This is a genomic window from Brucella rhizosphaerae (assembly GCF_002252475.1).
GTDB lineage: Bacteria > Pseudomonadota > Alphaproteobacteria > Rhizobiales > Rhizobiaceae > Brucella > Brucella rhizosphaerae.
Map to the genome: position 1 here is coordinate 61,065 of NZ_NNRK01000023.1, position 23,871 is coordinate 84,935.

Below are 23,871 nucleotides of genomic sequence, written 5' to 3' on the forward strand. Positions count from 1 at the left end.
GTTTGGAGAGGATTTATCTTGGTTCAGTTCTTGCGCAGCCAGGTTGATGCATATTGCAAGAGCATCGCGCCGATGATGATGCAGCCCATGAAGACCTGCTGATGATAGCCCGGAACGCGGGCGAGGTTCATCATATTAGCGATAATGCCAAGAATGATCACGCCGATAAAGGTGTTGAATGCACCGCCACGACCACCCATGAGGCTTGCACCGCCGATAACAACGGCGGCGATTGCATCAAGTTCGGCACCAACGCTGATATTGGCTGAACCGATACCGGTACGGCTCGTCGAGATGATACCGGCAGCGGCAGCCAGTACGCCAGAGATTACGTAGACTGAGAGCGTATAATAAGAGACCGAAATACCCGACAGGCGTACTGCTTCGGAATTGGAGCCGATAGCCTTCACCAGACGACCAAAGCGCGTGAAGGTCAGTACTGCACCGGCGATCAGAAAGACAACGATCATCAGGACAACCGGATAGGGAACATTGCCAAGCGTGCCGGAACCAAATGCTGAAACCGATGCACCAGCGTCCCCCATCATGATCGGCTGACCCGATGAGAAAATGAAGGAAAGGCCACGTGCAATGGTCATAACCGCAAGTGTGGTCACAAAAGGCGGCAGCTTGAGATAGGCAACCAGAACACCCGAAACCAGACCACAAGCCGCTCCGGCCAGCAATACACCGCCGATGGCCATCCCTGTTCCATATTGCTGAATGAGGATTGCTGACAGAACACTGCCGAGTGCCGCAACAGAGCCGACCGAGAGGTCAATACCTCGTGTCAGAATAACGAACAGCATACCGACAGCCATAAGGCTTGGGCCTGCCACCTGACGCAGCACGTTCATGATGTTGCGTTCTGTGAGGAACACATTCGACAATGAAGTAGCCACAATCAGAACTGCAATCAGAATGGCAACAGTGCCGTAACGATTGAGGAGAGCTCCGGCATTGAAAGTCTTCTTCGGTGTTTCAACAACTTCGGTCACGGTTTTACCCAATCAATTAGCTAATGCAGAAGGCTCGGTGCTGGCCGTATTGACCATGGCAAGCTTCAGCAAATTTTCTTCGGAATATTCCTCGGGCTGCAATGAGCCGGTCACAGCACCTTCGCGCATGACCAGAATGCGGTCGCACAGACCGAAAAGCTCAAGATGCTCGGAGGAGATCACCACAACCGCCCGGCCTTCAGCCGCAAGCGATTTGATCAGTGAGTAGATTTCTGTTTTTGCGCCCACATCAACACCGCGTGTCGGCTCGTCGAAAATCAGCACATCTCCATCGGCATGGAACCACTTGGCAAGAACGACTTTCTGCTGATTGCCGCCAGAAAGGCTCGATGCCGGGTCTTCGATGCTGCCCGCTTTGAGGCGCAGACGTTTTGACAGCGTTTCAACGACAGCACGCTCATCACGTGCTTTCACGAAACCAAACATGTTTACCAGTGGTGCAAGCTTTGCCATGGTGGAATTCACACGGATCGGCAAGTCAAGGATCAAACCCTGATCCTTACGGCTTTCAGGCACAAGACCAATGCCCGCTTTAACGCCATCACGCGGGTTGCGGATTGTCTTTTCCTTGCCATGAATGAAAATGCGTCCTGATTTCGCGCGTTCTGCACCGAAAACGAGCCGCATCAGTTCCGTACGCCCTGCCCCGACGAGCCCGCCAAGACCAATAATCTCACCGGCTCTGACTGTCAGCGAGACACCCTTTATGCGCGAACCGTCGGAGAGTTCTTCAAGGCGCAGCACTTCATCGCCAACCTTGCGCTCCACATCTTCACCGAAAAGCGCCTTCAATGGGCGTCCAACCATCAGACGGATAACATCATCAATGGTGACGGATGCACATTCTGTCGTCGTGACAGAAGCGCCATCCTTCATGATGGTGATGCGATCAGCAATGCTGAATACTTCGTCAAGTCTGTGGGAGATATAGATAATGCCAACGCCCCGTTCGCGCAGCTTGCGAATAATATCAAGAAGACGGTTTGCATCGCGCGCGGAAAGCACAGCGGTCGGCTCGTCAAACACCATGACCTGCGCATTGCGCGACAATGCCTTGGCAATCTCGACAACCTGCTGATGCGCGATCGGTAGATCGCCAACAATCGCGTTTGGCGCAATGGAGAAACCAAGGCTTGTGATCAGTTCTTTGGCGCGCTTGTTAAGCTCCGGCCAGGAAATGACTGAAGGCAGCATCCACATGAAGATGTTTTCAGCAACGGTCAAATCTGTTGCCAGCGCCATTTCCTGATGGATAACGGCGATGCCCTTGGACATGGCATCCATGGGGCCGCGAAAATGCTGTAGTTCATCTGCGACTTTGACTTCGCCGCGAGTAGGCGAAAACTCACCACCGAGTACGCGCATCAGTGTGGACTTGCCGGCACCGTTTTCACCGAGCAAGGCATGAACCTCGCCAGAACGAAGCGCAAAATTTACGCCACGAAGTGCATGAACGCCGCCAAATGACTTCGCTATGCCGGTCAGTTCTACAAGATTTTCCATTTCAATCATTCCAGATCATAGCGATCCAGGACGCTCCACCGCATTGCATTTCAGCCCCAACGAAATGGTCGCATGACAACCAGCTTCGTGAACATCACCGACGTCAGGCGTCAGTTTGTTCCGGCCTCCTCGGACATTCCCATAATGCAGCCAGCCCTTCACTTCCAGACTGGCTGCATTATGAACGCGGATATTCTTAGAACACAGCGTCCGGCTTGTAATACTTGTCTACATTGTCTTTGGTGATTGCGACCGGGGTCGTATAAGTCGTCTTCGATGTATCAGCAGGCAGGGTGCCATCAATCGCCTTTTTGGCGAGATCGACAGCCGTGGCTGCAACAAGTGCTGGATCATTCAGGCCGGTTGCGCCGTACTGGCCTTCCTTGATCATCGCCATGGCTTCCTTCTGACCGTCTGCTGCAGCAAGAAGAATGACCCCATCCAGCTGATTGGACTGCTCCAGAGCCTTACGGGCACCAAGAACCATCGAGTCGTTTTCACCCAGAACAACATTGATATCCGGGTTTGCAGTCAGAAGATCTTCCATGGCTTTCAGGCCACCTTCATTATTCCACATGCCCCAGCCCTGACCGACCACCTCAAAGCGCACACGACCTTCATTGCGCAATTGGCCTTCGACCAGTCCAGCAAGCACACCAAGGCGGCGCTCCTGGCCAACTTCATTGCCCTTATCACCGGAAATCAGAGCAATCTTGAGGTCCTTGCCCTTGGTCTGATTGGCAAGCCACTGGCCGACGAGCTGACCGTTATTTGCATTGGAAGACTGGACCAAGGTTACGAAATTTGCAGATGGATCAAGCGTAGAATCAACCACAAACACCTTTACGCCAGCGGCAGACGCAGCGTTAACCGCAGGGACAAGGCCCTTGCTGTCACGTGGATTGATGATCAGAGCATTGATGCCCTGCGCAACCATATCTTCAACGTCCGAGACCTGCTTGTTGAGATCGTTCTGGCCGTCAGCGGTCAATACTTCACAACCCAGCTCCTGAGCGCGCTTCTTCGCCGAAACTTCCTGTGCTGCAAAGTAAGGCGCATCAAGCGTCTTCATGGAAATGCCGATTTTACAATCAGCTGCCTGCGCAGCAGCAAGCGCGACAAAAGACGTGGCAATAGCCAACGACAATTTCAGCGTGGCGGATTTCAAGGATTGCATGCGGGTTTCTCCTCCTGGTGAATAATCGGCTCCTACCGATTTTATCTCGTATTTGGGTAGCATAATTACACAATATTTCCACGTCAACAAATTTGACGACATATTTGCAACGATTTTTATGTGATACTATCCACTTGATTGTCTTTTTATCATATTTTATGTAATTTCACTACGAAATGGAGGAATGAATGTTACGCGAACCTATAGCGAGTGTCGTTGACCCGAAAAATGGCGGTATGAGCGGTAATACTGGCCGCTATGAAAAACGCCTGAATGATCTCGTCGGGCTTTATGGCGATGAAAAGGCTTTTGAAGCCCTTCGCGCAACGTATGGGGAAACAGTCGTTTACGACGTTGAAGACTTCAAACCCGGCAACCAGAGCGGAGATCTGATTTACGGCATCACCCGCATGAATCCCGGCCGCGTTGGAAATGAATTCTTCCTCACGCGCGGTCATATCCATGCCAAGGCTGACCGCCCGGAGATTTACTACGGCCAAAGCGGCTCAGGCCTCATGCAGCTCGAATCGCCTGCCGGTGAAACCCGCATTGTGGAAATTACCGCGCAGACCATCTGTTATGTGCCACCATTCTGGATCCACCGCTCCATCAATACAGGCGACACAGACCTCGTGATGGTCTTCGCTTATCCGTCCGACAGCGGACAGGACTATGGAATCATCGAGCAGTCGAACGGCATGCGCCATCGTGTGATTGCCAAAGCCGAAGGCGGCTGGAAGCTGATCGAAAACCCTAATTACAAGCCGCGCGACGCCGCGACCGTTGATGCACTCATGCGCGAATATGCCTGAGCACACGAGAACCAATCGCCTGACAATTCAAACTGAAGGATATTGCCATGAGCAATCCTATTGACCTTATCGCCAGCCTTGGTGTTGTCCCTGTTATCGCTATCGAGCGCGTCGAAGATGCCGTACCTCTCGCGGACGCACTTCTCGAAGGCGGATTGCCGGTTGCTGAAATCACATTTCGCACCGAAGCTGCTGCCGATGTTCTCGCAGCAATCCGCGATGCACGCCCGGAACTGTGCATCGGCGCTGGAACAATCCTCGACACTGCCAATCTTGATAAAGCCATTCAAAGTGGTGCCCGTTTTGGACTGGCACCCGGCTATGATCCGCGTATCGTGGACGCTGCATCCAAAGCCAAACTGCCTTTCTGCCCCGGCATCATGACTCCGACCGACCTGACACTTGCCACCGCTCAGGGTGTGCGACTGGCTAAATTTTTCCCGGCAGGGATTGCCGGTGGCCCGAAGGCCTTGTCCGGAATCGCCGCACCCTTTGCCCATCTCGGCGTTCGTTTCATTCCGACAGGTGGCGTCACCGAAGGTACAATCGGCGACTGGCTTGCAATCAAACAGGTCGTGGCGGTTGGCGGCACATGGATCGCCAAGACGGAAGACATTCGTGAAGGTCGTTTTGACGACATAAGGAAAAATGCCGCCAGCGCCGTGAAACTGGCCCGAGAAGCCCTGGAGAAGCGCGCATGAGCAAGTATCAGCCCGCAACCCAGCCGACACTTTATTTTATCGGCGTGACCACCGGCAAGAGCTCGATCATGAAGGTTTTTCCGGCATGGGCAGAATATCTTGGCCTGAAGGACGCCGTCATCAAGGGCATCGATTTCAAGCTGCATGATGAGCCGGAAGCCTATCGGGAAGCGGTTGAATTTATCCGCAACGATCCGCTCTCCATGGGTGCACTCGTCACCACGCACAAGATCGACCTCTTTCACGCCTGCCGTGATATGTTCGACGTGATCGATCCGCATGCGCTGCTTATGGATGAAACAAGCTGCATCTCCAAAAAAGACGGCAAACTCATCTGTCATGCGAAAGACCCCATTTCATCGGGGCTCGCGATTGATGGTTTCCTTGGTGCCGATTATTTCGAACGCACCGGCGCCGATCTTTTCTCGATGGGTGCAGGCGGCTCGACTATCGCCATAACATGGCATTTGATGCGCCAGTCGCGGGGCAAAAATGTTCCGGGCCGTATCATTGTTTCCAACCGCAGCCAGCATCGTCTTGATGAAATCAAGCGCATTCACGCGGAAGTCGCAAGCGATGTTCCTGTGGAATATATTCTGGCTCCCACAGCCAAAGACAATGACGCAGTCTTGAGCAACCTCAAGCCCGGCTCGTTCATCATCAACGCCACCGGACTTGGAAAGGATGCGCCCGGTTCGCCTTTGTCCAACGCAGCTATCTTCCCGGAAAAATCGGTCGTCTGGGATCTGAATTATCGTGGAAATCTGGTTTTCCTTGATCAGGCGCGCACGCAGGAACAGGAAAAATCGCTACAGGTTGTAGATGGCTGGACCTACTTCATTCACGGCTGGACGCAGGTTATCGCGGAAGTTTTCCATATCGATATTCCGACGAGCGGCCCCGCTTTTGACCGCATTTCCGAAATTGCTATCGAGGCAGCGGGACGGTGATGATGGGACAGCGTATTCTGGTGACACCACGTTCGCTCACAGCCGAACCGCATCCGCATATTGAAAGCCTGCGCAATTCGGGCTTTGAAATTGTCTATTCCTCGCCGGGTAAAACACCCGACGAAGAAGAACTCGTACGCCTTATCGGAGATGTTTCGGGCTGGCTTGCCGGTGTCGAACCGGTATCGCCTCGCGTCATTGAAGCTGCACGTTCATTGAAAGCCATCAGTCGCAATGGTGTCGGCACCGACAATCTGCCAGTGGAACTGCTCAATGAGCGCGGTATCAAGGTACTGATTGCGGAGGGTGCAAATTCGCTGGGCGTTGCAGAACTTGCTATCGGTCTGATCTTCAGTGCCCTGCGCTCGATCCCGCAAGCTGACACAGGCATCAAAGCCGGTGGCTGGCCGCGTCAGCGTGGCATCGAAATTCGGGATCGTACTGTGGGTGTCATTGGTTGCGGTGCCATTGGTCGCGAAGTTGCACGTATGCTGGTAGCCGTCGGCGCAAGGGTGCTTGGCTTTGACCCACTCAAGCCTGATCTCGGTCTGCCGGATGATAAGTTCAGCTTTGCAGAAGTAGACGATATCATCGCTCAGGCCGATATCCTGACGCTGCATTGTCCGGCCCCGCGCGATGGCTCGACATTGATCTCGCGAGAGCGACTGGCGGCAGCAAAACCGGGACTTATTCTGGTTAATACGGCGCGTGCAAAGCTGGTTGATGACAAAGCCATTATTGAGGCACTGAACAGCGGTCAGTTGTCGAATTATGCAACAGACGTGTTCGAGCAGGAGCCCCCGCTTTCACTCGAACTCGCTGCGCACCCTGCCGTGATTGCGACCAGCCACATTGGTGGCTTCACTGCGGAAAGCGTGGACAGAGCAACCAGAATCGCTGCGGATAATCTGATTGCTGCACTTAAAAACTAAGGGCCATGATATGCCGGGATGTTTGCAGGAAAATGCCGTAACGCTTCCCTTGAAGGAATATCTGCGTGAACCGCCGCAACCCGGTATTCGTCTTTTCTGGTTGGGACAAGCAGGTTTCGTGCTCGAAGCAAGCGAGAAGAGGATCGTTATCGATCCCTATCTCTCCGACAGTCTGGCCGAAAAATATAAAGCTACCGCGCGTCCGCACACACGCATGATGCCGCCACCGGTTTCACCCGATGGTATTCTTTTCGTTGATCTGGTGGCGTGTACGCATGCGCATACCGATCACATGGACCCGGGCACTTTGCCTGCACTTCTCACGCAAAATCCAAACGCAATGCTGCTTGTGCCCCGTGCAATGAAAGAACAAGCCTTATTGCGTTCAGGGGTGAACGCGGAGCGCATCGCGCTTACCGAGGCCGGAGAAACTTATTCAATTGGTCCGATCACAATAGTTGCCACCCGCGCCGCCCATGAAACACTGGAACAGGACGCTGAGGGAAATCACAAATTCCTCGGCTACGTTTTCAATTGCGGTGCCTTGCGCATATGGCATTCAGGCGACTGTATTCCTTATGAAGGGCTGGAAGCAGAAGTTGCGGCCATCAAGCCCGATATCGCACTTTTACCCGTGAATGGCCGCCGTCCTGAACTTTCCGACAATGGTGTACCCGGAAACTTCACACTTGCAGAAGCAATTGCACTTACAAAGCATATAGGTGCCACCGATCTGGTCGCCCATCATTATGGCCTGTTTGACTTCAACACCGAAGCACCGGAAACCATCGATGCCGCAGCGCAATCAACCGTCGACCTTTGCATTCACCGGGCACGTCGCGAAATTGCTTTGGTGAGCCGCGCGCTAACCTATTGAATTTACGCATTGTGTTTGCCAAAAATCGATTCCGGTTTTGAGATCGATGCTATAACATACTGAAAATGCGACCCGGACCACGAGCCGCGAGAAGGATTGCTTGAATGGATACTGATGGGCGCGTTGAGACGCGTGGCCTGAATGGTCGCAATATTATTGAAGTCATCCGCAATATGCGGTCCGAGCTACGCAAGTCAGATCGCAAAGTAGCCGACGTCGTACTTGACGATCCCCATCGCATCATGAACGCAACCGTGAGCGAAACCGCAACGCTTGCAGAGGTCAGCCAGCCAACTGTTTTACGTTTTGCGACGGCCATCGGCTGTTCGGGCTTTCAGGACCTGAAAATCAGACTCGCTCAAAGTCTTGCGCTTGGCACGCCTGCAACACACTCTGTTCTGGTTGAAACCGACGAACCTGAAGTGGTTGCAGAGAAGATTTTCGACTATACGATGACAAGCCTCGACTGGGCGCGCTCGCGTCTGGATAAAGACGCTCTTCACAAGGCGATCGATATCCTGACACAATGCAATTCAATCGTGTTTTTCGGTTTCGGCGCATCCGGAATTGTCGCTCGTGATGCACAGCAGAAATTCCCGCTGTTCGGCGTACCTTGTGGCGCAGAACTGGACTCGCACCAGCAACTCATGGTCGCTTCCATGATGAAACCTGGTGCAGTGGCTTTCGTCATTTCCAATACCGGCACAACGCGGTCCATTATCGAAATCGCCCGCATTGCCCGCGAAAACGGCGCATCCGTTATTGGAATGACCGGCTCGGATTCGCCACTCACCAACTATTGCGATGTTTCGCTTATCGTCGAAACGCTTGAGAATACCAATATGTACACGCCGACCATTTCACGCATCGCCGCATTGGTCGTCATCGACATTCTCTCCACCAGCGTTGCAATGCGTCGGCCGACAGATCAACATGATCGCATTCATCGCATGAAACGCCTTTTGAGCGACATGCGAAAAATGCAACCTATCTGATAAAAAATGCCGGAATTGTAGGAGCAATTCCGGCGAGTTGTTCTCCAGGCAGAGAATCCTTAGTTCAAGCTGGACGTGAATGCATCGAGCGCCAAAATCGCATCCCGCACGATCTCGACCGTTACAGGCACAGCCACGCGATAGGTGACGGAGCCGGGCTTCAATGCCGCTTCAGCAACCCGCGCAATGTCTTCTTTCGTAGCGTCTGCGAGATTTAAATCCGCAAGGCGGGTTGGAAGCCCGACAGAGCGACAGAAGCGTGCGATTGTCTCAATCTCAGCCAAGGGTCGACCTTCAAGCATGAGCAGGCAAAGCACGCCAAAGGCGACTTTCTCGCCATGGTAAAAGCCATGCACGTTATCCAGAACCGTCAGACCATCGTGAATGCCATGAGCTGCTGAAACTGCGCAGTTTTCAAAACCCAGACCACTCAATAGCGTATTGGCTTCAATGATATTCTCGACGGCTTGTGTCAGTGCACCACGCTCCGCTGCCAGCTTTGCAGCCAGACCATCACGCATGAGAACTTCATGACATGCCTTGGCAATCGCAATACCGGCCAGCGGGGCAGGAAGCTCGGGGCGCACAAAATTACTGCTTCGGGAATCGAGATTTGACCGGGCTTCAAACCAGGTTGAAAGCGCGTCCCCCATGCCCGCCACCAGAAAGCGCGCCGGTGCCGCAACAACCACCGCACTATCAACAATCACGAGATCAGGATTACGCGGCAAATGGTGTGATTCCTGATAGACGCCATGCTCGTTATACCGAACGGCGATTGCGCTGCATGGCGCATCTGTTGATGCGATAGTCGGCACCACAACGATACGGGCATTGTTCGCAATTGCCGCAAGCTTGGCAGTGTCGATAGTTTTACCACCACCGACAGCGACCACAACATCGGCACCGGCTGCGCGCGCCAGTTCAGTAACCCGGTCAATTTCCGCCGTACAGCATTCGCCACCGAACTTTTCAGTCCGACCTGCAATGCCGCCAGCCGTCACAGATTTCAAAACACGGTCACTGAAACTATCGAAAAGGAAGCCGTCGATCAGAATGAATGCATTGCTACCAATACCCTGCATCTGCTCGTGCAAGCGATCAATCTCGCCTGCACGCTGAACATAACGTCCCGGCCCGCCATAGGAGCGACCGACAGCACCGCTAAAGCCCTGATGATCAGTCATGATTAATTCCTCCTAAAACCGTCACAGGGACTTCAGCATTCCGCCGTCAACAAAATAGGTCGAACCAACGCTGTAGCTTGCACGAGACGAGCACAGGAACACAAAGAAATGTGCCAGTTCTTCCGGTGTGCCGAAACGTTTGGCAGCGGCATGTTCGTTCGCCACATCCTGAAGATAGGCTTCCCAGTTTCCGCCCTTGTCGGCAGTAAGCTGCTTGGCTGTTTTCACCCAGTCAGGCGTCAGGATAAGACCGGGATTAACGCAATTGACACGGATATTATCGCCAATAACTTCAGTCGACAGCGTCTTGGAGAACATCATCAAGGCCGACTTGGTGACATTGTAGATCGGCTCATACCAGAGTGGTTGGACTGAACAGATTGAAGCATTGTGCAGCACAACGCCACCACCCTTGGCTTTCATCTGTGGAACCAGACCGCGCGCAAGCCGCACGGCGGCCATGACATGGAGATCCCAATAAAACTGCCATTTTTCATCCGGCGCATCCATGATGGTTTCATTCGAACCGGTGCCAGCATTATTGATGAGAATATCGGCACCACCAGCCTTAGCCGCGGCAGAAACTATGGCATCTGTACCTTCCACGGTCGCCACATCGGCTGCAACGCCCACAGCATTGACGCCATACTTTTCGGCAATGCGCAGTGCTTCTGCTTCCACACGTTCCTTGCCGCGAGCAACCAGCACAAGGTTCGCGCCTTCTGCAGCCAATCCCTCAGCAATAGCCAAACCAATCCCGACCGACGCACCGGTGATGACGGCCGTCTTTCCCTTCAGTTCCAGATCCATAAAAACTCCTGCGATACAGCCGCAAGGCTGCCTATTTTGCGATGAGGATATTGTCGCGATCCATGGTGACGGCGACGGTGAGAATGAGAACAGCACCAAAGACGATCTGTTGAGCGAAGATGTCGATGCCAACAAATGTCATGCCAATGCGCACGACAGAGACGATAAGTGCCCCAACCAGCGTGCGCCCAACTCCACCAAGCCCGCCAGTGATTGGTGTCCCGCCCACAAGAACGGCTGCAATGGCTGGTAGCAGCAACTGGCTGGCACCTGTTGGTGAGCCACTTGTCATGCGGGCAGCCAGCATAATGCCTGCAACAGCCGCAAAGAGTGCCGACAAGGCGAAGGCTAAAACTTTCTGGCGATCAACATGGATGCCGGCGGCGATTGCAGCGGGTTCGCCTGCACCGATGGCATAGCAATAGCGACCAAACCGGGTATAGCGCTGGATATATATGCCAATGAGGCACATCAGCAGTCCAACCAGAATGATGTTTGGAACACCAAATGTTGCGCCAGCGATCCAGTTAAGCATCGGGCGATCATCCGCGCTGATACTAATGCTACGTGCCCTGGAAATATAAAGCGCTATGCCTGAGACCACGCCGCCGGTTGCAAGTGTTGCAATGAAGGACGGGATTTTCAGGCGCACATGAACTAGGCCACTGAAAAGACCAGCAGCAACACCGCACAGAAGCGCCAGCGGAAAGGCCAGCAGTCCAACTTCGGGCAAAAGCAGCGCCGTCACCACACTTGCCAGCGAGGCCACGGCAGGCAGGCTCAGATCAATACCACCAATAACGATGACAAAAGACAAACCAGCAGCAAGCGTGAACAACGCCATTGTGTCAGCAAGCAGGATCAGCCCGGTATTAACGCTGGCGAAGCCAGGTGAATAAGCTGAGATAAGCACGACCATGACAAGGAGAAAGGCGAGCGGCGCATATTGGCGCAAGCGTGCGGCCGATAGGGCCGTCGATGCGCTGGAAACGTGGGGGAGAGTGGGTTTCTCGTTCATGATTACACCATGTGCTCGACCAGTTGCACCTGCGACGGCTTTGCGCCGGACGGTGCCGGAATACGGGCAGTGACTTCGCCATCCCGCATGACCAGAATATTGTGCGACAGGCCTATTGTTTCTTCGAGCGTGTCAGCGATGAGAATGATCGCATAGCCATCGCGGCTTAACTGACGCATCAGGCGAAAGATTTCTTCCTTTGCACCCACATCCACACCGCGCGTTGGATGGTCGAGGATCAGAATGCGTGAACCTGCTGTCAGCCACTTGGCCAAAACAACCTTCTGCTGGTTGCCGCCGCTCAGCGCCTGACAAAGTGCATGAGGACCAGGTGTGCGGATTGAGAGTTTCTTGATCCAGTCTTCGGCCAGAGCCGTCTCACGATGATGCTGAATACCGACCGGGCCTTCCACAACATCAAGGCGCGACAGCGTGATGTTGGAAGAAATCGGCATCATCATAACAAGGCCTTCAAGCCTGCGCTCACTTGGAATATAGCCAATGCCGAGCCCCACAGCTTCTGTAGGATTGGCAAGCTTCACCACCTTGCCATGCAAGAACATTTCACCTGAAGTCGGTGTCTCAAAACCGAAGAAACTGCGGATCAGCTCTTCACGCCCTGAACCGATGACGCCTGCAATTCCAAGTATCTCGCCTTCGCGCAGCATCAGATCAACATTGCGATATTTGCCCGCACAGGAGAGATTGCGCGCCTCCAGCGCAATCTTATCGCTCGGCTCCGCTTGTTCCGACTCCAGATAATATTCGGTATGCATCTCGCGGCCCACCATGATGCGATGCAAGTCAGCACCATCGACGCCCGCAGCCTCCATCGTGGCAACGCCCTGGCCGTCCTTCATCACATAAATGCGGTCGCTGATTTCCAGCACCTCATCAAGGCGATGAGATACAAACACGAAGCTAGCACGTGATTTAAGCGCCCGGACACGATCAAACAGAATATCGATTTCCGATTGCTCCAGCACCGATGTCGGCTCATCGAGCAGAATGATCAGATCGCCATCGACACGATCGGCAAGCGACAGTGCCTTGGCAAGTTCTACCATCTGACGTTCTGCAAAGGAGAGATCCCCGGCAAGACTTGCCGGATCGGCAAGAATACCGACCTGTTTCAAATGCCTGGCAGCGGCCTCGTTCATCTTGCGCCAGTTCACAAGTCCAAAGCGGATGAAACGCTGTTCCTGACCAAGAAATATATTCTGGGCAATCGAAAGGTTCAGCAACAGCGACTGCTCCTGAAACACCATAGCAACGCCTTGCTCGTTCGCCTGTTGGGGCGAGTTGACGGCGAAGGGCTTGCCATTGCGGGTAATCGTTCCCGCACTTGGACGCTGAGTCCCTGCGAGAATGCGCATCAGGGTTGATTTACCTGCACCATTTTCGCCAACAAGGCCAACAACCTCGCCCGGATGAATTTCCAGATCCACGCCCTTAAGAGCATGAACACTGCCAAATGATTTTGTCAGTCCACTGATCGTCAACATGGCTTATTTCACAATCTTGAAGCGTGTGCGGCGCGTGGCATAGGCGACCGCTCCGATAATCATCAGACCGAGAACTGCTTGTTGCAGGTAAGGCGGAATACCGAGCAAAACCATGCCGTTAGCCAAAACAGAAACGATGAGAACACCAAGCAGCGATTGCAGAACACCACCTTGCCCACCCAAAAGCGAGGTTCCGCCAACCACAACAGCCGTAATGGTGGTGAAGAGACGCCCGGTGCCAATATCGGCATTGCTCTGCCCCAGTTGCGCCGCTGCAAGCACGGCACCAAGCCCGTAGAACGCGCCAGCCATTGCAAAGACGAAGAGCTTGGTACGCAGCACCGATACGCCGGATAGAACCGCAATGTCCTCGCCGCCGCCAAGGGCATAGATGTGGCGACCAAGACGCGTGTGATTTTGCACGACCCAGGCGACAAACAGCGCCGCAAGTGCAATCCACACAGTGAAAGGAAGACCTGCGAAACGCTCCAATGCGAAACTCCGCACTGCTGCTTCTCGAATCGCAATCGTTCCACCCCCGACTATCAGGGTAGCGATGCCAAGCCCGATGAACCACATGCCAAGCGTGACCATGAAAGATGGTATCCGCAGGATGACATGCAGCAGCCCGGAAAAGGCTCCCATCGCAGCTCCGACCGCAACCGCCGCAATTACACCGACAATACTGCCAAACCACGAACTGTCTGCTGCCACCAGCGAAGCCAGCACCACCCCCGCCAGTGCCATGACGCCTTCAATCGAAAGATCGATACTGCCCAGCAGGATCACGAAAGTCGCACCGAGTGTCAGAACGACCGGAATTGCGGAAGCAGATGCAATGCGTATGAAGTTGTTGACCGAAAAGAAGTTTGGGCTGATCAACCCCAGCCCCACGCAGAGCACAAGCAACACGATAAGCGGTGCGAGCCGGCGCATCAGCTCCGGCAATCTGCTTTGGAGGCCGTTTTTAGACATGGCTACGCCCTTAGCGTCAGCCGGAGTGAAATCCTGGCTCGCAACTCTCATATACTTTTCCTGTCAGGCAATATTCCGCCACGTATGACGGGAGGTTTCAGACCGCGACGGGCTTATCAGCCCTCGCGGATCTGTCCGCTTGCACGTCCCCAAAGGTCCTTGAAATCAAGGTTTGGTGTGTTCTTGATGTTATTTTCGTAGAAATCATCGACGTTGTCTTTCGTCACGACCAAAGCCGTTCCGTAAAACTCGCGGTGATCTTTCGGTTCTTTCGATGGATCAAAGACCCCGGCGCGTGCGCTGTAAGGAATTGCAAGCCCCATCGCGCCCTGCCAGAACGGGTCGGAAGAAACGGTCGCTGCAAATTCGCCATTCTTCACAGCTTCAACTGCCGTTCCAATACCATCAACGCCGGTGATCGGTATCTGGCCAGCAAGACCTTCCGCGCGCAAGGCTTCCAATGCGCCAATACCCATATCGTCATTGGCGCACCAGATGCCCTTAATGTCATCGCCAAAACGCGTGAGCCATGCACTGACAACGTCGAACGCCTTGCTCGATTGCCAATCAGCAACCTGAAAATCAAGGAGCTGAACATCAGGATGCGCAGCCAGCGCTTTCTCAAGACCGGAGCGGCGATCGATAGCAACGGTATTGGACAGCGTGCCACCAAGACCCAGAATGCCGCCCTTGCCGCCAATGGACTTGATGAGGATTTCCGCAGTTTCAGCACCATAACGCTGACCGTCAAAGCTCACATGAGCAACGTAGTATGGATCATGATCCCACGGATGCAGATCAGCAGGCTTGTTCCACTGCGTCAGCACATGAGCCTTGGCCGCGACGCAAGCTTCCACGATTGGGCGCGCATCGGCTGCATCATTTGGATCGACATTGATGATAGCATTACCGCCAGTGCGTGCGAGGATTGCACGGATATCGGCAATGCCCTTCTCGCTGTCGCCTTCGGTAACAAGCGTCACATAGTCAAGGCCAAGCGACTTAGCGAAAGCTTCGCCGCCCTTGTTCCAGGCTGCGTGATATGGATTGGACAGCGAGCGGATCGCGTTGACCAGCGTCGGCTTCTCTTCAGCGAGTGCGCGCAGTGAAGACATACCACTGAAAGCTGAAAGAGCGCCAAGACCGGCTGCACCCTTCATGAATGCACGTCTGCTGAATGGCTTTGTACGAATAAGGGTCATGTGTTTCCTCCCAAAACACGCATTGACTAGCTAGTCATTTGCGTTGCATAGCTATGCAAAGTGAAGCTATGTCGTCAATAGGAAATTTTCAGGAAACGTGATCTGACACCTGGGAAGACTTCCCAAATCCTTGAAAGCCTTTGAACATAATGGCAAAACAAAAACTGATGATTGTTCAAAAACAGGACAAAAAAACGCGAAGGATATGGAATGAAGCGTGACAAGCCCTACGCATCCTCCACAGATGTGGCAAGACTGGCAGGCGTTTCCCAATCCGCTGTTTCCAGAACATACAAGCCCGGCGCCAGTGTGTCGCCAGAGACACGCAAGAAGGTGATGGCCGCAGCGGAAGAACTTGGCTATCGCCCAAGTTTTATTCCCGGCATCATGCTCAGCCATCGCTCGCGTCTGGTGGCGGTGGTGATTGGCGGACTGTATAATCCATTTTATTCGACTGTTCTTGAGACTTTTTCCCAAAGGCTTCAGGATGAAGGTTGGCGCGTGCTTTTGGTCCACGCCAATAGCGGCCACACATTCGATGACATTGTTCCAATGCTTGCCGGTTATCGTGTCGATGCAATCGTCAGTGCGTTGGCCGTGCTGTCGCAAGAAGCCGCCGAACAATTATCGCAGTTGCGTGTGCCTGTGATCTCATTCAACACGCCGTTTTCCGATGGTTGGGTTCATTCCATCAGCTGCGACAATATTGGCGGCTCTCGCACAATGGCGCAGCATTTCATCCAACGCGGCGCAAAGAAATTTGGCTACATCACCGGACCGACGGACAGTCAGGCGAACATCGATCGCAAGCTCGGCTTTTTCTCAGCAATCGAAGAAGCTGGTTTGGATCAACCGCTTATTCTTGAAGGGAATTTTCGCTATGAATCCGGCTATCAGGCGATAAAGAACCTTCGCGATATCATCAGCTCATCCAAAGACCTTCCAGACGCAATCTTCTGCGCTAACGATCTCATCGCACTCGGCGCGATGGATGCCCTTCGTCAGGAGTTTCAGATCAATGTTCCCAACGACATTCTCGTTGGCGGATATGACAATATCGCCGAAGCTGGTTGGGCCTCCTATAATCTGACCACACTGGTCCATGATGGCCCGCAGATGGTCGAGAAGGCGATAGAGATTCTCTCAGAAAGTGAGCCAGGAAAGCTTTCAGATTTAAACCAGCAATCAGTAATCGCCTCCCCATTGATCATTCGGAACAGTACGGGCGGAATACGTTGACCCGAAACCGCCCGTTCCACTGCCGATTGTTCAGTTGTTGCTGCGTTGCTGTAAAAATGCGGGTAAAACAGTAAGAACAGACTGAAGAACACGCCTGAAACTGCTAGTAGTTGAGGTGGATATAAGGAGATATCATGCGCTCGACTATCATGGCAGCTATGGTGCTGGCGGTTACGGGAACTGCGACGGCCGCAGAGAAGCCAATCGACACTTATTATGCTCGTTTAAGCGAGCGCGATCACTATAGCTCATCCGGTCAGCGCCTCACCAAAGTGGCAGGCATTGTCAGACAGGATCGGGCCAACGTCCACCAGTTTGGCAAAGCCGATGCGGAAGATGAGAAAGACAAATTCTTCAACAGCAAGGATAACCGGGCCAAGCTCGAGAATATGCTCGCCAATGTCCGTATTTCACCGATTGATCAGGCGACCATCATCAATGCTACGCCGTTGATTTTTGTTGAGGTCTACCCGACCTATGTCATGATTACGATGAAGTAATCCTGTTGAGACGCGGGCATCATCAACCCGCGCTCAACATTATTTTCGTGACGGTCGCCGCATCGATGCTCTCTTGCGAATAGAGCAGTGGAACAGGCTTTCCTTCGTGCCAGTTCCTGAGAAGATCGGAATAATGCCGCGACGCTGGTAATCCGGATTGGCCCGGATTATTGACAAACAGACTGTTGTCCCAAGCCCCAACATCGATAATCATTCGCACTGACGGCCCCACGACCACCGAAAAATCACTCAACCTATAATTGGCATAGTTGAGTGTGGAGCTACTGCCCCCCAACGCGATAGGGCCCAGCGACCAGTGATTGTCCGTCAGTGACTGAAGTGGGTGGCGAAGTTGGAGCGTGTGAATGCGTCCCCACGCCCATGTCGCCATATCCTCACCCATCAATGAAATACATTCCGCCCAAGCATCCGCAAGGCTTTGGCGAATAGCGTTAATATGTTCGCCAGTCGAGGCCGCAGTTTCCAGCCATGAGGCAATGCTAGGCGCATCAAACGGCATGAGCAGTGGAACGACCTCCGGAGCAGCCCTCATTGTTCGAGCAGCAAGCGCACCGAGATGTTTGCTCAACCATATTTCGAAAAGCGCGGCGGCAGCGGAATCAGCAGAGAGGTCTCCGTCCCAATTCTGGAGAAGCGTCCAAGCCTCTGTTTCCTCGTCATGAACAGGCAACGCCCTCAGACATTTCAACAAACGGGCAGCGATTGGCGAAGATGTTGAACATTGCAGTCGTGCACAATCCTCAAGCGAAATAGGTTCCCTGCGGGATAGTTGACTGTGAAGCGTGTCATGACGGCTACTATCCAGCCACTCATAACCGATAGCGGGATTTGAGACAGTCCAATCGTCCGGGACATTCATGGCATTAGCTGTCGCAACAAAACCGCGTGGTGGATTGACTTCGTACGGACCTGCTTCGGGTGCGATATAGCCGCTCCATTCATAGCGCCCATCACCCGGAACAGGCAAAAGGCCATCCCAATTGTTCCTGATGGGTGTGGCGCCGGACGGCTTCCACGCAATCGTATTCGTTGTATCAGCATAGATATGATTGACTGAGGGGCAGCCCCAACCTTCGAGTGCACTTGCATACTCGGAATAGGTTTTCGCCCGCATGACAGACAAGCTCGCCATATATGGTGCCATACCCGCATCCATCCAGACAGTCCTCAAACCAAATGCACGATTATTCTCGTGGTCCTGATAGAGAACTGGGCCATGCCGTGTGAATTTCAAATCAACTGTCTGGTCAGGATATCCTTTGACCGGAATAGTTTCGGTAATGGTTCTGAACGTCTCCCAACCATCCTGATAGGCATATTGATCAGGATCGTTTTCATCGGTCTGGTAGATATAAATGTCTTCCTGATCTGCGCCGAAAATGGTGAGCCCGAAAGCAGCAGTACCGTTATGTCCCATGGATATTCCGGGCACCATAGGTTCGCCTGCGCCGATCAAATCCAGACCTGGCATTGTTAGGTGAACGATATACCGGATAGAGGGCAAAACATGCGTACGATGTGGATCAAGGGCCAGTATAGGTCGACCTGTTGTGGTCTTTTCTGCCGATATGGCCCAATTGTTTGAGCCTTCTTCAAAAGAAGCCCGCACGATCTCACCTGATGATGAGATTATCGTCCATTGATCTGCCTCGACCAGGGTTGCGACAAGCCGTTTCTTTGAAAAAGTGGCTGGACTTACAGCTAGCTGAAAGTCGCGCAACACCCTGTCGGTCATGACGCTGGGATCAAAACCGTCAACCGGTTCAGGCACCACCCCGTATGATAACTCCTTACGAAGCATATCAAGCTCCGCTCCCAGTTCCACACCAGCGATTGCCATGACTTTGGAACGCAGAAGTTCGGACGATGCATTGCGTGTCAGCGAGTGCGTACGCACACGCACCACATCTTCCGGCTTCCAGCGATCAGGCTTGTGACCAAGGAGCGTAAATTCAGGAGGAAGCGGTATCTCGCCTGAATTGCAAGCATCCACATAGGCGTTGATACCTTTGGCAAAAGCGGTGCAGATTTCCTCTGAATCCGGCCCATATGCCTTCCATTCCAACGCCATGTCGCCGCGGTAAAGAAGCAACCGTGCGGCCTTATCCTGCTCCAGATAACCGGGCCCAAAATCACGTGCCAACAAACCAAGTCCACGCTTGCGCGCGATATCGATCTGCCAAAGACGGTCACGCGCAGCGTTCCAGCCTTGCGCAAAAAAGAGATCATGGAGGTTTTCTGCCCTGATATGAGCAATGCCCCATTGATCTACACGGATTGTGACATCGTTTTGCAGACCCGCAACGCGGGCTGCGGTTAATCTTGTTGAATCGGACATAGCCGCACCTCAGGTGTTTCCTGAAAATAAGTAAAACAAACAGGCAGAGCGGCTCCGATGATTGTATTTTATCAGAAACCACTCTTTTACAATTTATTCGAGTCCCAGAAATAAGCCCGCGTGAAGACGGGCACGTTCCACCAGACTATCCTCGAAAATATGCTCGCCCAAAGTATGCAGGCCCTCACCGCGTACACCGATGGAATCGAGCGTTGGCACACCAAGCGCACCGGTGAAATTACCATCAGAACCGCCGCCCGAACTCTGAGCGGTCATGGTGAAACCGATTTCCTTGGCAACATCGTTGGCAAAGTTGAAGAGCTTCATATCCTGTGGCTGTCCCGGCTCCCAGACGGGTCGCGTCACACCGCGCGTAACGATCAACTCGACATCGTCTTTGGTACCGGCAAGAGACATGATGCGCGCAACACCGTCTTCCAGATCTTTCTGGGTTTTGGCCATGCTGAGCGCTTCGGCATTACAGCTCGATGAAACACAATTGACCCATTGTCCCGCTTGAATAACCCCAACCGAGAAGGTGCAGTCATCAGTCGTGAGCGCTTCGATTTCGATTATTTTTTCCGCCATGCGCCGGATTGCCGAACGGCCTTCCTTCAACAACCAACCCGCATGACTTGGCTTGCCTATAGTCTCAAGATTGTAGCGCGCTATCGCATAGCGTCCGACAACAGCACCGCCATCACGCCGCGCAGGTTCGGGCACCAGTACATATTTGTTCTTGAGGGCTTCCTGCTCGATCAGATCACGCGTTGAAGGCGTCCCGACCTCTTCATCAGGTGTCAGCAGGAAGGTGACAGGCAGCTTGGTTGCAAGTCCGCTTCTTGCTATCTGTCGCATGGCTTCGAGCGCCACAAAATTTCCACCCTTCATATCCTGAATACCAGGGCCATAAATCCTGCCGCTCTCACGGCGATAAGGATTAATGTCGATCACGCCAAGCGGATGAACCGTATCGAGATGTCCGGAGACCATAATTCCCGGCTTACCTTGGTTTGCATGCGGAAACCGTGCGCGCAGCGAGCCGCCAAAGCCCATACGCCCCGGAATAAACTCAATGCTGGCACCCGCAGCCGCAAAATCATAGGCAGCCGTTTCAACCATACGATTGACGGCAGCCGCATCAAATGTCGGGCTTTCCGTTTCAATCCACGGCCGCAGACGTGCAATCATGCCATCAAGATCAAAGGGTAATTCATGCGCACTCATGCAGCTAAGTCCTTATTCACTGGCAGGCGAGTTTCAACAATCCGGGCATAGATCGATGAGCCAATCGGTAGCGTTTCCGGTTCAAGCATAAAGGCAGGATTGTGCAGGGCTGCTTTCCCGCCGTGCAGTACATTGATGTAAGCACCCGGCACCCGGGCCAGCATGTCCGCAAAATCCTCACTGCCCATAAAGGCCGGGCAGTCATCGCTTACATTTTCCTCACCCAGCACATCGCGCGCAGCAGCGATGTAGGCGTCAGACAGCTCATTATCATTGCGCAAAACATCAAAGACATTGCGGATATCGACATCAACCTTGATGCCATAACCTGAGGCAACACCCGCACAAATCTCACGAAGACGGGTTTCTGCCAGTTCGCAAACACGCTGCTCGAAATAGCGGATCGTGCCGGTGATCGTCGCCACTTCCGGCACGATATTGTAGGCGCTACCGGTATGGAATTGGGTGCAGGAAACCACACAAGCATCCGTTGCCGGAATATTACGCGAGACAATGGTCTGCAATTGCCCGACCAGATCCGCACCAATCACCAGAACGTCACGGGCATTGTGGGGCTGTGCTGCGTGGCTGCCTTTGCCGGTAAGTTTGATATCAAAGAAGCTGGCGCCTGCCATGGCCGCACCCTTGCGAATGACCGCTTTGCCAAGCGTGCCCAGTGGCTGATTGTGCATCCCGTAGATTTCATCACAAGGAAAGCGCTCAAAAAGGCCTTCGGCAATCATGCCCCGTGCGCCGCCAAGACCTTCTTCCGCTGGCTGAAAAACGAAAACCGCGGTCCCTTCAAAATTGCGCGTAGCCGCAAGATATTGCGCAGCACCCAACAGCATCGTCGTATGGCCATCATGGCCACAGGCATGCATTCTGCCCGGATTTTGCGATGTATAAGGAACACCGGAAATCTCATCAATCGGTAGCGCATCCATATCGGCGCGCAGACCAACACGGCGATTGCCAGCGTTCCGACCTCTCAATATACCGACAACACCGGTCTTGGCGATGCCTGTATGGACTTCATCGAAGCCCCATTTTTCCAGGAGTTCCGCAACAACGCCAGAGGCGTGTTGTTCCTCGAAACCAATTTCCGGATGACGATGAAGGTCCTCGAAAACCGCGCGCATCTCGCCGGCTTTCTCCTCAATAAACGGTATGATGGGCATGATTTCATTCCTGTTTGAAATATTGAAGATAACCGGGGCCGCATTTGCGGCCCTCCGATCAGGCGGCTGGACGTCCAGCCGCAAAATCCCAGAAGCGACCGGGAGCCGCTTCAATCAAAGAACGCGTATATTCATGCGATGGATTGCCAAGCACATCGGCAGCATCGCCTTGCTCAACCACCTGCCCGCGTTTCATCACCAGCACTTCATCGCAAATCTGTGCCGCAACACGCAGATCATGCGTGATAAAAATGATCGCTATGCCGGTGTCTCTTTGAAGCTCCGCCAGCAGATCGAGAACCTGTGCCTGCACCGAAACATCAAGCGCAGACACAGCCTCATCAGCCACCAGAATATCCGGTCGAAGCGCAACAGCGCGTGCAATGGCGATACGTTGGCGCTGCCCCCCGGAAAACTGATGTGGGTATCGCTTCAGTGAATCCTCAGGCAGGGAAACGATCTTCAACAAACGCTTTGCTTCGGCCACCGCCTCCTCATAAGGCACACCGTAATTAAGCGGCCCTTCGGTGAGACTTTGTTCAATCGTCCAGCGTGGGTTCAGAGAACGAAACGGGTCCTGAAACACGACCTGAAGCTTCTTGCGGAACGGCTTCATCTCGCGTTTTCCAAGATGTGCAATGTCTCGCCCATCGACGACGATCTCGCCTTCAGTCGGTTCGATCAACCGCATTATAGAGCGCGCAACGGTCGTCTTGCCTGAACCGGACTCGCCAACAATACCGAGTGTACGTCCCGGCTGGAGCTCGAAATTCACTTCGCGCGAGGCATTAACACCTGGCTTTGTGCTGAAAATCCCACCACTGCGATAAGTCATGCCAAGATCGCGAACGCGGATCACCGCTTCCCGCCCTTGTGGCTCGCGCGACAGACGCGGAATGAGGCTTGGTACAGAACCCAGCAAATCTTTGGTATATTGCTGCTGTGGCGATGACAAAACTTCGCGAATTGTTCCACGTTCTACAATTTCGCCATTGCGCATGACGCAGACCCGGTCGGCGATTTCCGCCACCACGCCCATATCGTGCGTGATGAACAACACAGCCGTGCCATGCTTCTCCTGCAACTCCGCAATCAGCGACAGAATCTGCTTCTGCGTCGTCACGTCGAGCGCTGTGGTTGGTTCGTCAGCAATCAGCACCACAGGTTCGAGGATGAGCGCCATGGCGATCATAATACGTTGACGTTGACCGCCCGAAAGCTGATGCGGATAGCTTTGATAAATACGCTCCACATCGGGCAGATGAACCTGCTCCATAATGTTGATGACTTTGGTGCGTTTGGCTTCCGCTGACAGGTTGGTGTGCACGTCCAGAACTTCCGTGATCTGTTCACCCACCCGCATAACGGGGTTCAGCGCAGTCATCGGCTCCTGAAAGATCATAGAGATGCGCGTAGCACGCATCTTTTTCATATCTGCGGGCGAGAGCTGGAGAAGATCTTTGCCATCCAGCCTGATAGCACCCGCTTTTACCAGCAGTGCATCTTTTGGTAAAAGTCCCATGGCAGTCAGCGATGTAACGGATTTTCCCGACCCAGACTCACCCACCAGACAGACTGTTTCGCCCTTACGAATATCAAAGCTCACGCTGCGAAGCACCGGCGTGCCGCCGGGAAGTGCAACGACGAGATTTTCAACTTCCAGCACGACAGGTTCTGCCGTGAAATCACGGTTGCGCAGTTCCAT

21 protein-coding genes are annotated in these 23,871 nt (G+C 53.5%); 8 read left to right on the top strand and 13 right to left on the bottom strand.

The features are described from left to right. Window positions 1-23 precede the first annotated feature (23 nt). The 3 genes from CEV32_RS06955 to CEV32_RS06965 form a co-directional block, all read right to left on the bottom strand. Window positions 24-998 (bottom strand): ABC transporter permease, encoded by a 975-nt coding sequence (locus tag CEV32_RS06955; RefSeq protein WP_235818754.1) that lies wholly within the window; start codon window positions 996-998, stop codon window positions 24-26. Window positions 999-1,010: 12 nt separating this feature from the next. Then, the gene (locus CEV32_RS06960) at window positions 1,011-2,522 is read right to left on the bottom strand and encodes a sugar ABC transporter ATP-binding protein (RefSeq protein WP_167382759.1); all 1,512 of its coding nucleotides are present in this window, start codon (window positions 2,520-2,522) and stop codon (window positions 1,011-1,013) included. Between the two features lie 196 nt (window positions 2,523-2,718). Then, window positions 2,719-3,699, bottom strand: a complete 981-nt coding sequence (locus CEV32_RS06965) for a sugar ABC transporter substrate-binding protein (protein WP_094575577.1) — start codon at window positions 3,697-3,699, stop codon at window positions 2,719-2,721. Window positions 3,700-3,887: 188 nt separating this feature from the next. Between CEV32_RS06965 and CEV32_RS06970 the strand changes: the two genes are divergently transcribed. From CEV32_RS06970 to CEV32_RS06995, 6 genes are all read left to right on the top strand, one after another. Next, complete coding sequence (locus CEV32_RS06970) at window positions 3,888-4,511, top strand: glucose-6-phosphate isomerase (RefSeq protein ID WP_094575579.1); 624 nt, start codon at window positions 3,888-3,890, stop codon at window positions 4,509-4,511. Between the two features lie 47 nt (window positions 4,512-4,558). After that, window positions 4,559-5,212 (top strand): bifunctional 4-hydroxy-2-oxoglutarate aldolase/2-dehydro-3-deoxy-phosphogluconate aldolase, encoded by a 654-nt coding sequence (gene eda / locus CEV32_RS06975; protein ID WP_094575581.1) that lies wholly within the window; start codon window positions 4,559-4,561, stop codon window positions 5,210-5,212. After that, window positions 5,209-6,162, top strand: a complete 954-nt coding sequence (locus tag CEV32_RS06980; RefSeq protein WP_094575583.1) for a shikimate dehydrogenase family protein — start codon at window positions 5,209-5,211, stop codon at window positions 6,160-6,162. Before eda ends, CEV32_RS06980 begins: the two co-directional genes overlap by 4 nt. Further along, the gene (locus CEV32_RS06985; RefSeq protein WP_094575584.1) at window positions 6,162-7,094 is read left to right on the top strand and encodes a phosphoglycerate dehydrogenase; all 933 of its coding nucleotides are present in this window, start codon (window positions 6,162-6,164) and stop codon (window positions 7,092-7,094) included. The genes CEV32_RS06980 and CEV32_RS06985 overlap by 1 nt, the downstream gene beginning before the upstream one ends. Before the next feature lie 10 nt (window positions 7,095-7,104). After that, window positions 7,105-7,971 (top strand): MBL fold metallo-hydrolase, encoded by an 867-nt coding sequence (locus CEV32_RS06990; protein ID WP_094575677.1) that lies wholly within the window; start codon window positions 7,105-7,107, stop codon window positions 7,969-7,971. A gap of 104 nt (window positions 7,972-8,075) precedes the next feature. Then, entirely contained in the window at window positions 8,076-8,966 is an 891-nt protein-coding gene (locus CEV32_RS06995; protein WP_094575586.1) for an SIS domain-containing protein, read from the top strand. Between the two features lie 59 nt (window positions 8,967-9,025). Here the strand turns inward: CEV32_RS06995 and CEV32_RS07000 are convergent, their stop codons facing one another. From CEV32_RS07000 to CEV32_RS07025, 6 genes are all read right to left on the bottom strand, one after another. Then, entirely contained in the window at window positions 9,026-10,153 is a 1,128-nt protein-coding gene (locus CEV32_RS07000) for a glycerol dehydrogenase (protein ID WP_094575587.1), read from the bottom strand. Between the two features lie 21 nt (window positions 10,154-10,174). Continuing rightward, window positions 10,175-10,963, bottom strand: a complete 789-nt coding sequence (locus tag CEV32_RS07005; protein WP_094575589.1) for an SDR family NAD(P)-dependent oxidoreductase — start codon at window positions 10,961-10,963, stop codon at window positions 10,175-10,177. A gap of 31 nt (window positions 10,964-10,994) precedes the next feature. Beyond that, window positions 10,995-11,981 carry an ABC transporter permease gene (locus tag CEV32_RS07010; protein WP_094575591.1) on the bottom strand — a complete coding sequence of 329 codons (987 nt, stop codon included), beginning with the start codon at window positions 11,979-11,981 and terminating at the stop codon, window positions 10,995-10,997. Between the two features lie 2 nt (window positions 11,982-11,983). Continuing rightward, window positions 11,984-13,486: a sugar ABC transporter ATP-binding protein gene (locus CEV32_RS07015; RefSeq protein WP_094575593.1), complete on the bottom strand. Its 1,503-nt coding sequence runs from the start codon at window positions 13,484-13,486 to the stop codon at window positions 11,984-11,986. 3 nt (window positions 13,487-13,489) lie between these two features. Next, window positions 13,490-14,512: an ABC transporter permease gene (locus CEV32_RS07020; protein ID WP_235818755.1), complete on the bottom strand. Its 1,023-nt coding sequence runs from the start codon at window positions 14,510-14,512 to the stop codon at window positions 13,490-13,492. Window positions 14,513-14,577: 65 nt separating this feature from the next. Continuing rightward, a complete protein-coding gene (locus CEV32_RS07025; protein WP_094575595.1) occupies window positions 14,578-15,663 on the bottom strand; it encodes a sugar ABC transporter substrate-binding protein in 1,086 nt (361 codons plus the stop codon). A gap of 210 nt (window positions 15,664-15,873) precedes the next feature. On the opposite strand from CEV32_RS07025, the gene CEV32_RS07030 reads away from it, so the two are divergent. Together CEV32_RS07030 and CEV32_RS07035 are read left to right on the top strand one after the other, a co-directional pair. Further along, window positions 15,874-16,902, top strand: a complete 1,029-nt coding sequence (locus tag CEV32_RS07030; protein ID WP_094575597.1) for a LacI family DNA-binding transcriptional regulator — start codon at window positions 15,874-15,876, stop codon at window positions 16,900-16,902. A 134-nt stretch (window positions 16,903-17,036) separates the two neighbouring features. Beyond that, a complete protein-coding gene (locus CEV32_RS07035; RefSeq protein ID WP_094575599.1) occupies window positions 17,037-17,402 on the top strand; it encodes a hypothetical protein in 366 nt (121 codons plus the stop codon). Between the two features lie 22 nt (window positions 17,403-17,424). On the opposite strand, the gene CEV32_RS07040 is transcribed toward CEV32_RS07035, so the two are convergent. From CEV32_RS07040 to CEV32_RS07055, 4 genes are all read right to left on the bottom strand, one after another. Further along, the gene (locus CEV32_RS07040) at window positions 17,425-19,761 is read right to left on the bottom strand and encodes a penicillin acylase family protein (protein ID WP_094575601.1); all 2,337 of its coding nucleotides are present in this window, start codon (window positions 19,759-19,761) and stop codon (window positions 17,425-17,427) included. Between the two features lie 93 nt (window positions 19,762-19,854). Further along, on the bottom strand, window positions 19,855-20,988 hold the full coding sequence (locus CEV32_RS07045) for a M20/M25/M40 family metallo-hydrolase (RefSeq protein WP_094575603.1): 1,134 nt from the start codon (window positions 20,986-20,988) through the stop codon (window positions 19,855-19,857). After that, window positions 20,985-22,166, bottom strand: coding sequence for a M20 aminoacylase family protein (locus tag CEV32_RS07050; RefSeq protein WP_094575605.1), 1,182 nt, complete (start codon window positions 22,164-22,166; stop codon window positions 20,985-20,987). Before CEV32_RS07050 ends, CEV32_RS07045 begins: the two co-directional genes overlap by 4 nt. Before the next feature lie 58 nt (window positions 22,167-22,224). Then, window positions 22,225-23,871, bottom strand: a complete 1,647-nt coding sequence (locus CEV32_RS07055; RefSeq protein ID WP_094575607.1) for an ABC transporter ATP-binding protein — start codon at window positions 23,869-23,871, stop codon at window positions 22,225-22,227.

Bases quoted from the DNA above. Each gene is read 5' to 3' on its own strand.
- CEV32_RS07010 (WP_094575591.1), bottom strand. From the start codon at position 11,981: ATGAACGAGAAACCCACTCTCCCCCACGTTTCCAGCGCATCGACGGCC.
- CEV32_RS07020 (WP_235818755.1), bottom strand. From the start codon at position 14,512: ATGAGAGTTGCGAGCCAGGATTTCACTCCGGCTGACGCTAAGGGCGTA.
- CEV32_RS07050 (WP_094575605.1), bottom strand. From the start codon at position 22,166: ATGCCCATCATACCGTTTATTGAGGAGAAAGCCGGCGAGATGCGCGCG.
- CEV32_RS06985 (WP_094575584.1), top strand. From the start codon at position 6,162: ATGATGGGACAGCGTATTCTGGTGACACCACGTTCGCTCACAGCCGAA.
- CEV32_RS07055 (WP_094575607.1), bottom strand. From the start codon at position 23,871: ATGGAACTGCGCAACCGTGATTTCACGGCAGAACCTGTCGTGCTGGAA.
- CEV32_RS07040 (WP_094575601.1), bottom strand. From the start codon at position 19,761: ATGTCCGATTCAACAAGATTAACCGCAGCCCGCGTTGCGGGTCTGCAA.
- CEV32_RS06960 (WP_167382759.1), bottom strand. From the start codon at position 2,522: ATGGAAAATCTTGTAGAACTGACCGGCATAGCGAAGTCATTTGGCGGC.
- CEV32_RS06990 (WP_094575677.1), top strand. From the start codon at position 7,105: ATGCCGGGATGTTTGCAGGAAAATGCCGTAACGCTTCCCTTGAAGGAA.
- CEV32_RS07005 (WP_094575589.1), bottom strand. From the start codon at position 10,963: ATGGATCTGGAACTGAAGGGAAAGACGGCCGTCATCACCGGTGCGTCG.
- CEV32_RS06995 (WP_094575586.1), top strand. From the start codon at position 8,076: ATGGATACTGATGGGCGCGTTGAGACGCGTGGCCTGAATGGTCGCAAT.
- CEV32_RS06965 (WP_094575577.1), bottom strand. From the start codon at position 3,699: ATGCAATCCTTGAAATCCGCCACGCTGAAATTGTCGTTGGCTATTGCC.
- CEV32_RS07045 (WP_094575603.1), bottom strand. From the start codon at position 20,988: ATGAGTGCGCATGAATTACCCTTTGATCTTGATGGCATGATTGCACGT.
- CEV32_RS06980 (WP_094575583.1), top strand. From the start codon at position 5,209: ATGAGCAAGTATCAGCCCGCAACCCAGCCGACACTTTATTTTATCGGC.
- CEV32_RS07035 (WP_094575599.1), top strand. From the start codon at position 17,037: ATGCGCTCGACTATCATGGCAGCTATGGTGCTGGCGGTTACGGGAACT.
- CEV32_RS07025 (WP_094575595.1), bottom strand. From the start codon at position 15,663: ATGACCCTTATTCGTACAAAGCCATTCAGCAGACGTGCATTCATGAAG.
- eda (WP_094575581.1), top strand. From the start codon at position 4,559: ATGAGCAATCCTATTGACCTTATCGCCAGCCTTGGTGTTGTCCCTGTT.
- CEV32_RS07030 (WP_094575597.1), top strand. From the start codon at position 15,874: ATGAAGCGTGACAAGCCCTACGCATCCTCCACAGATGTGGCAAGACTG.
- CEV32_RS07000 (WP_094575587.1), bottom strand. From the start codon at position 10,153: ATGACTGATCATCAGGGCTTTAGCGGTGCTGTCGGTCGCTCCTATGGC.
- CEV32_RS06970 (WP_094575579.1), top strand. From the start codon at position 3,888: ATGTTACGCGAACCTATAGCGAGTGTCGTTGACCCGAAAAATGGCGGT.
- CEV32_RS07015 (WP_094575593.1), bottom strand. From the start codon at position 13,486: ATGTTGACGATCAGTGGACTGACAAAATCATTTGGCAGTGTTCATGCT.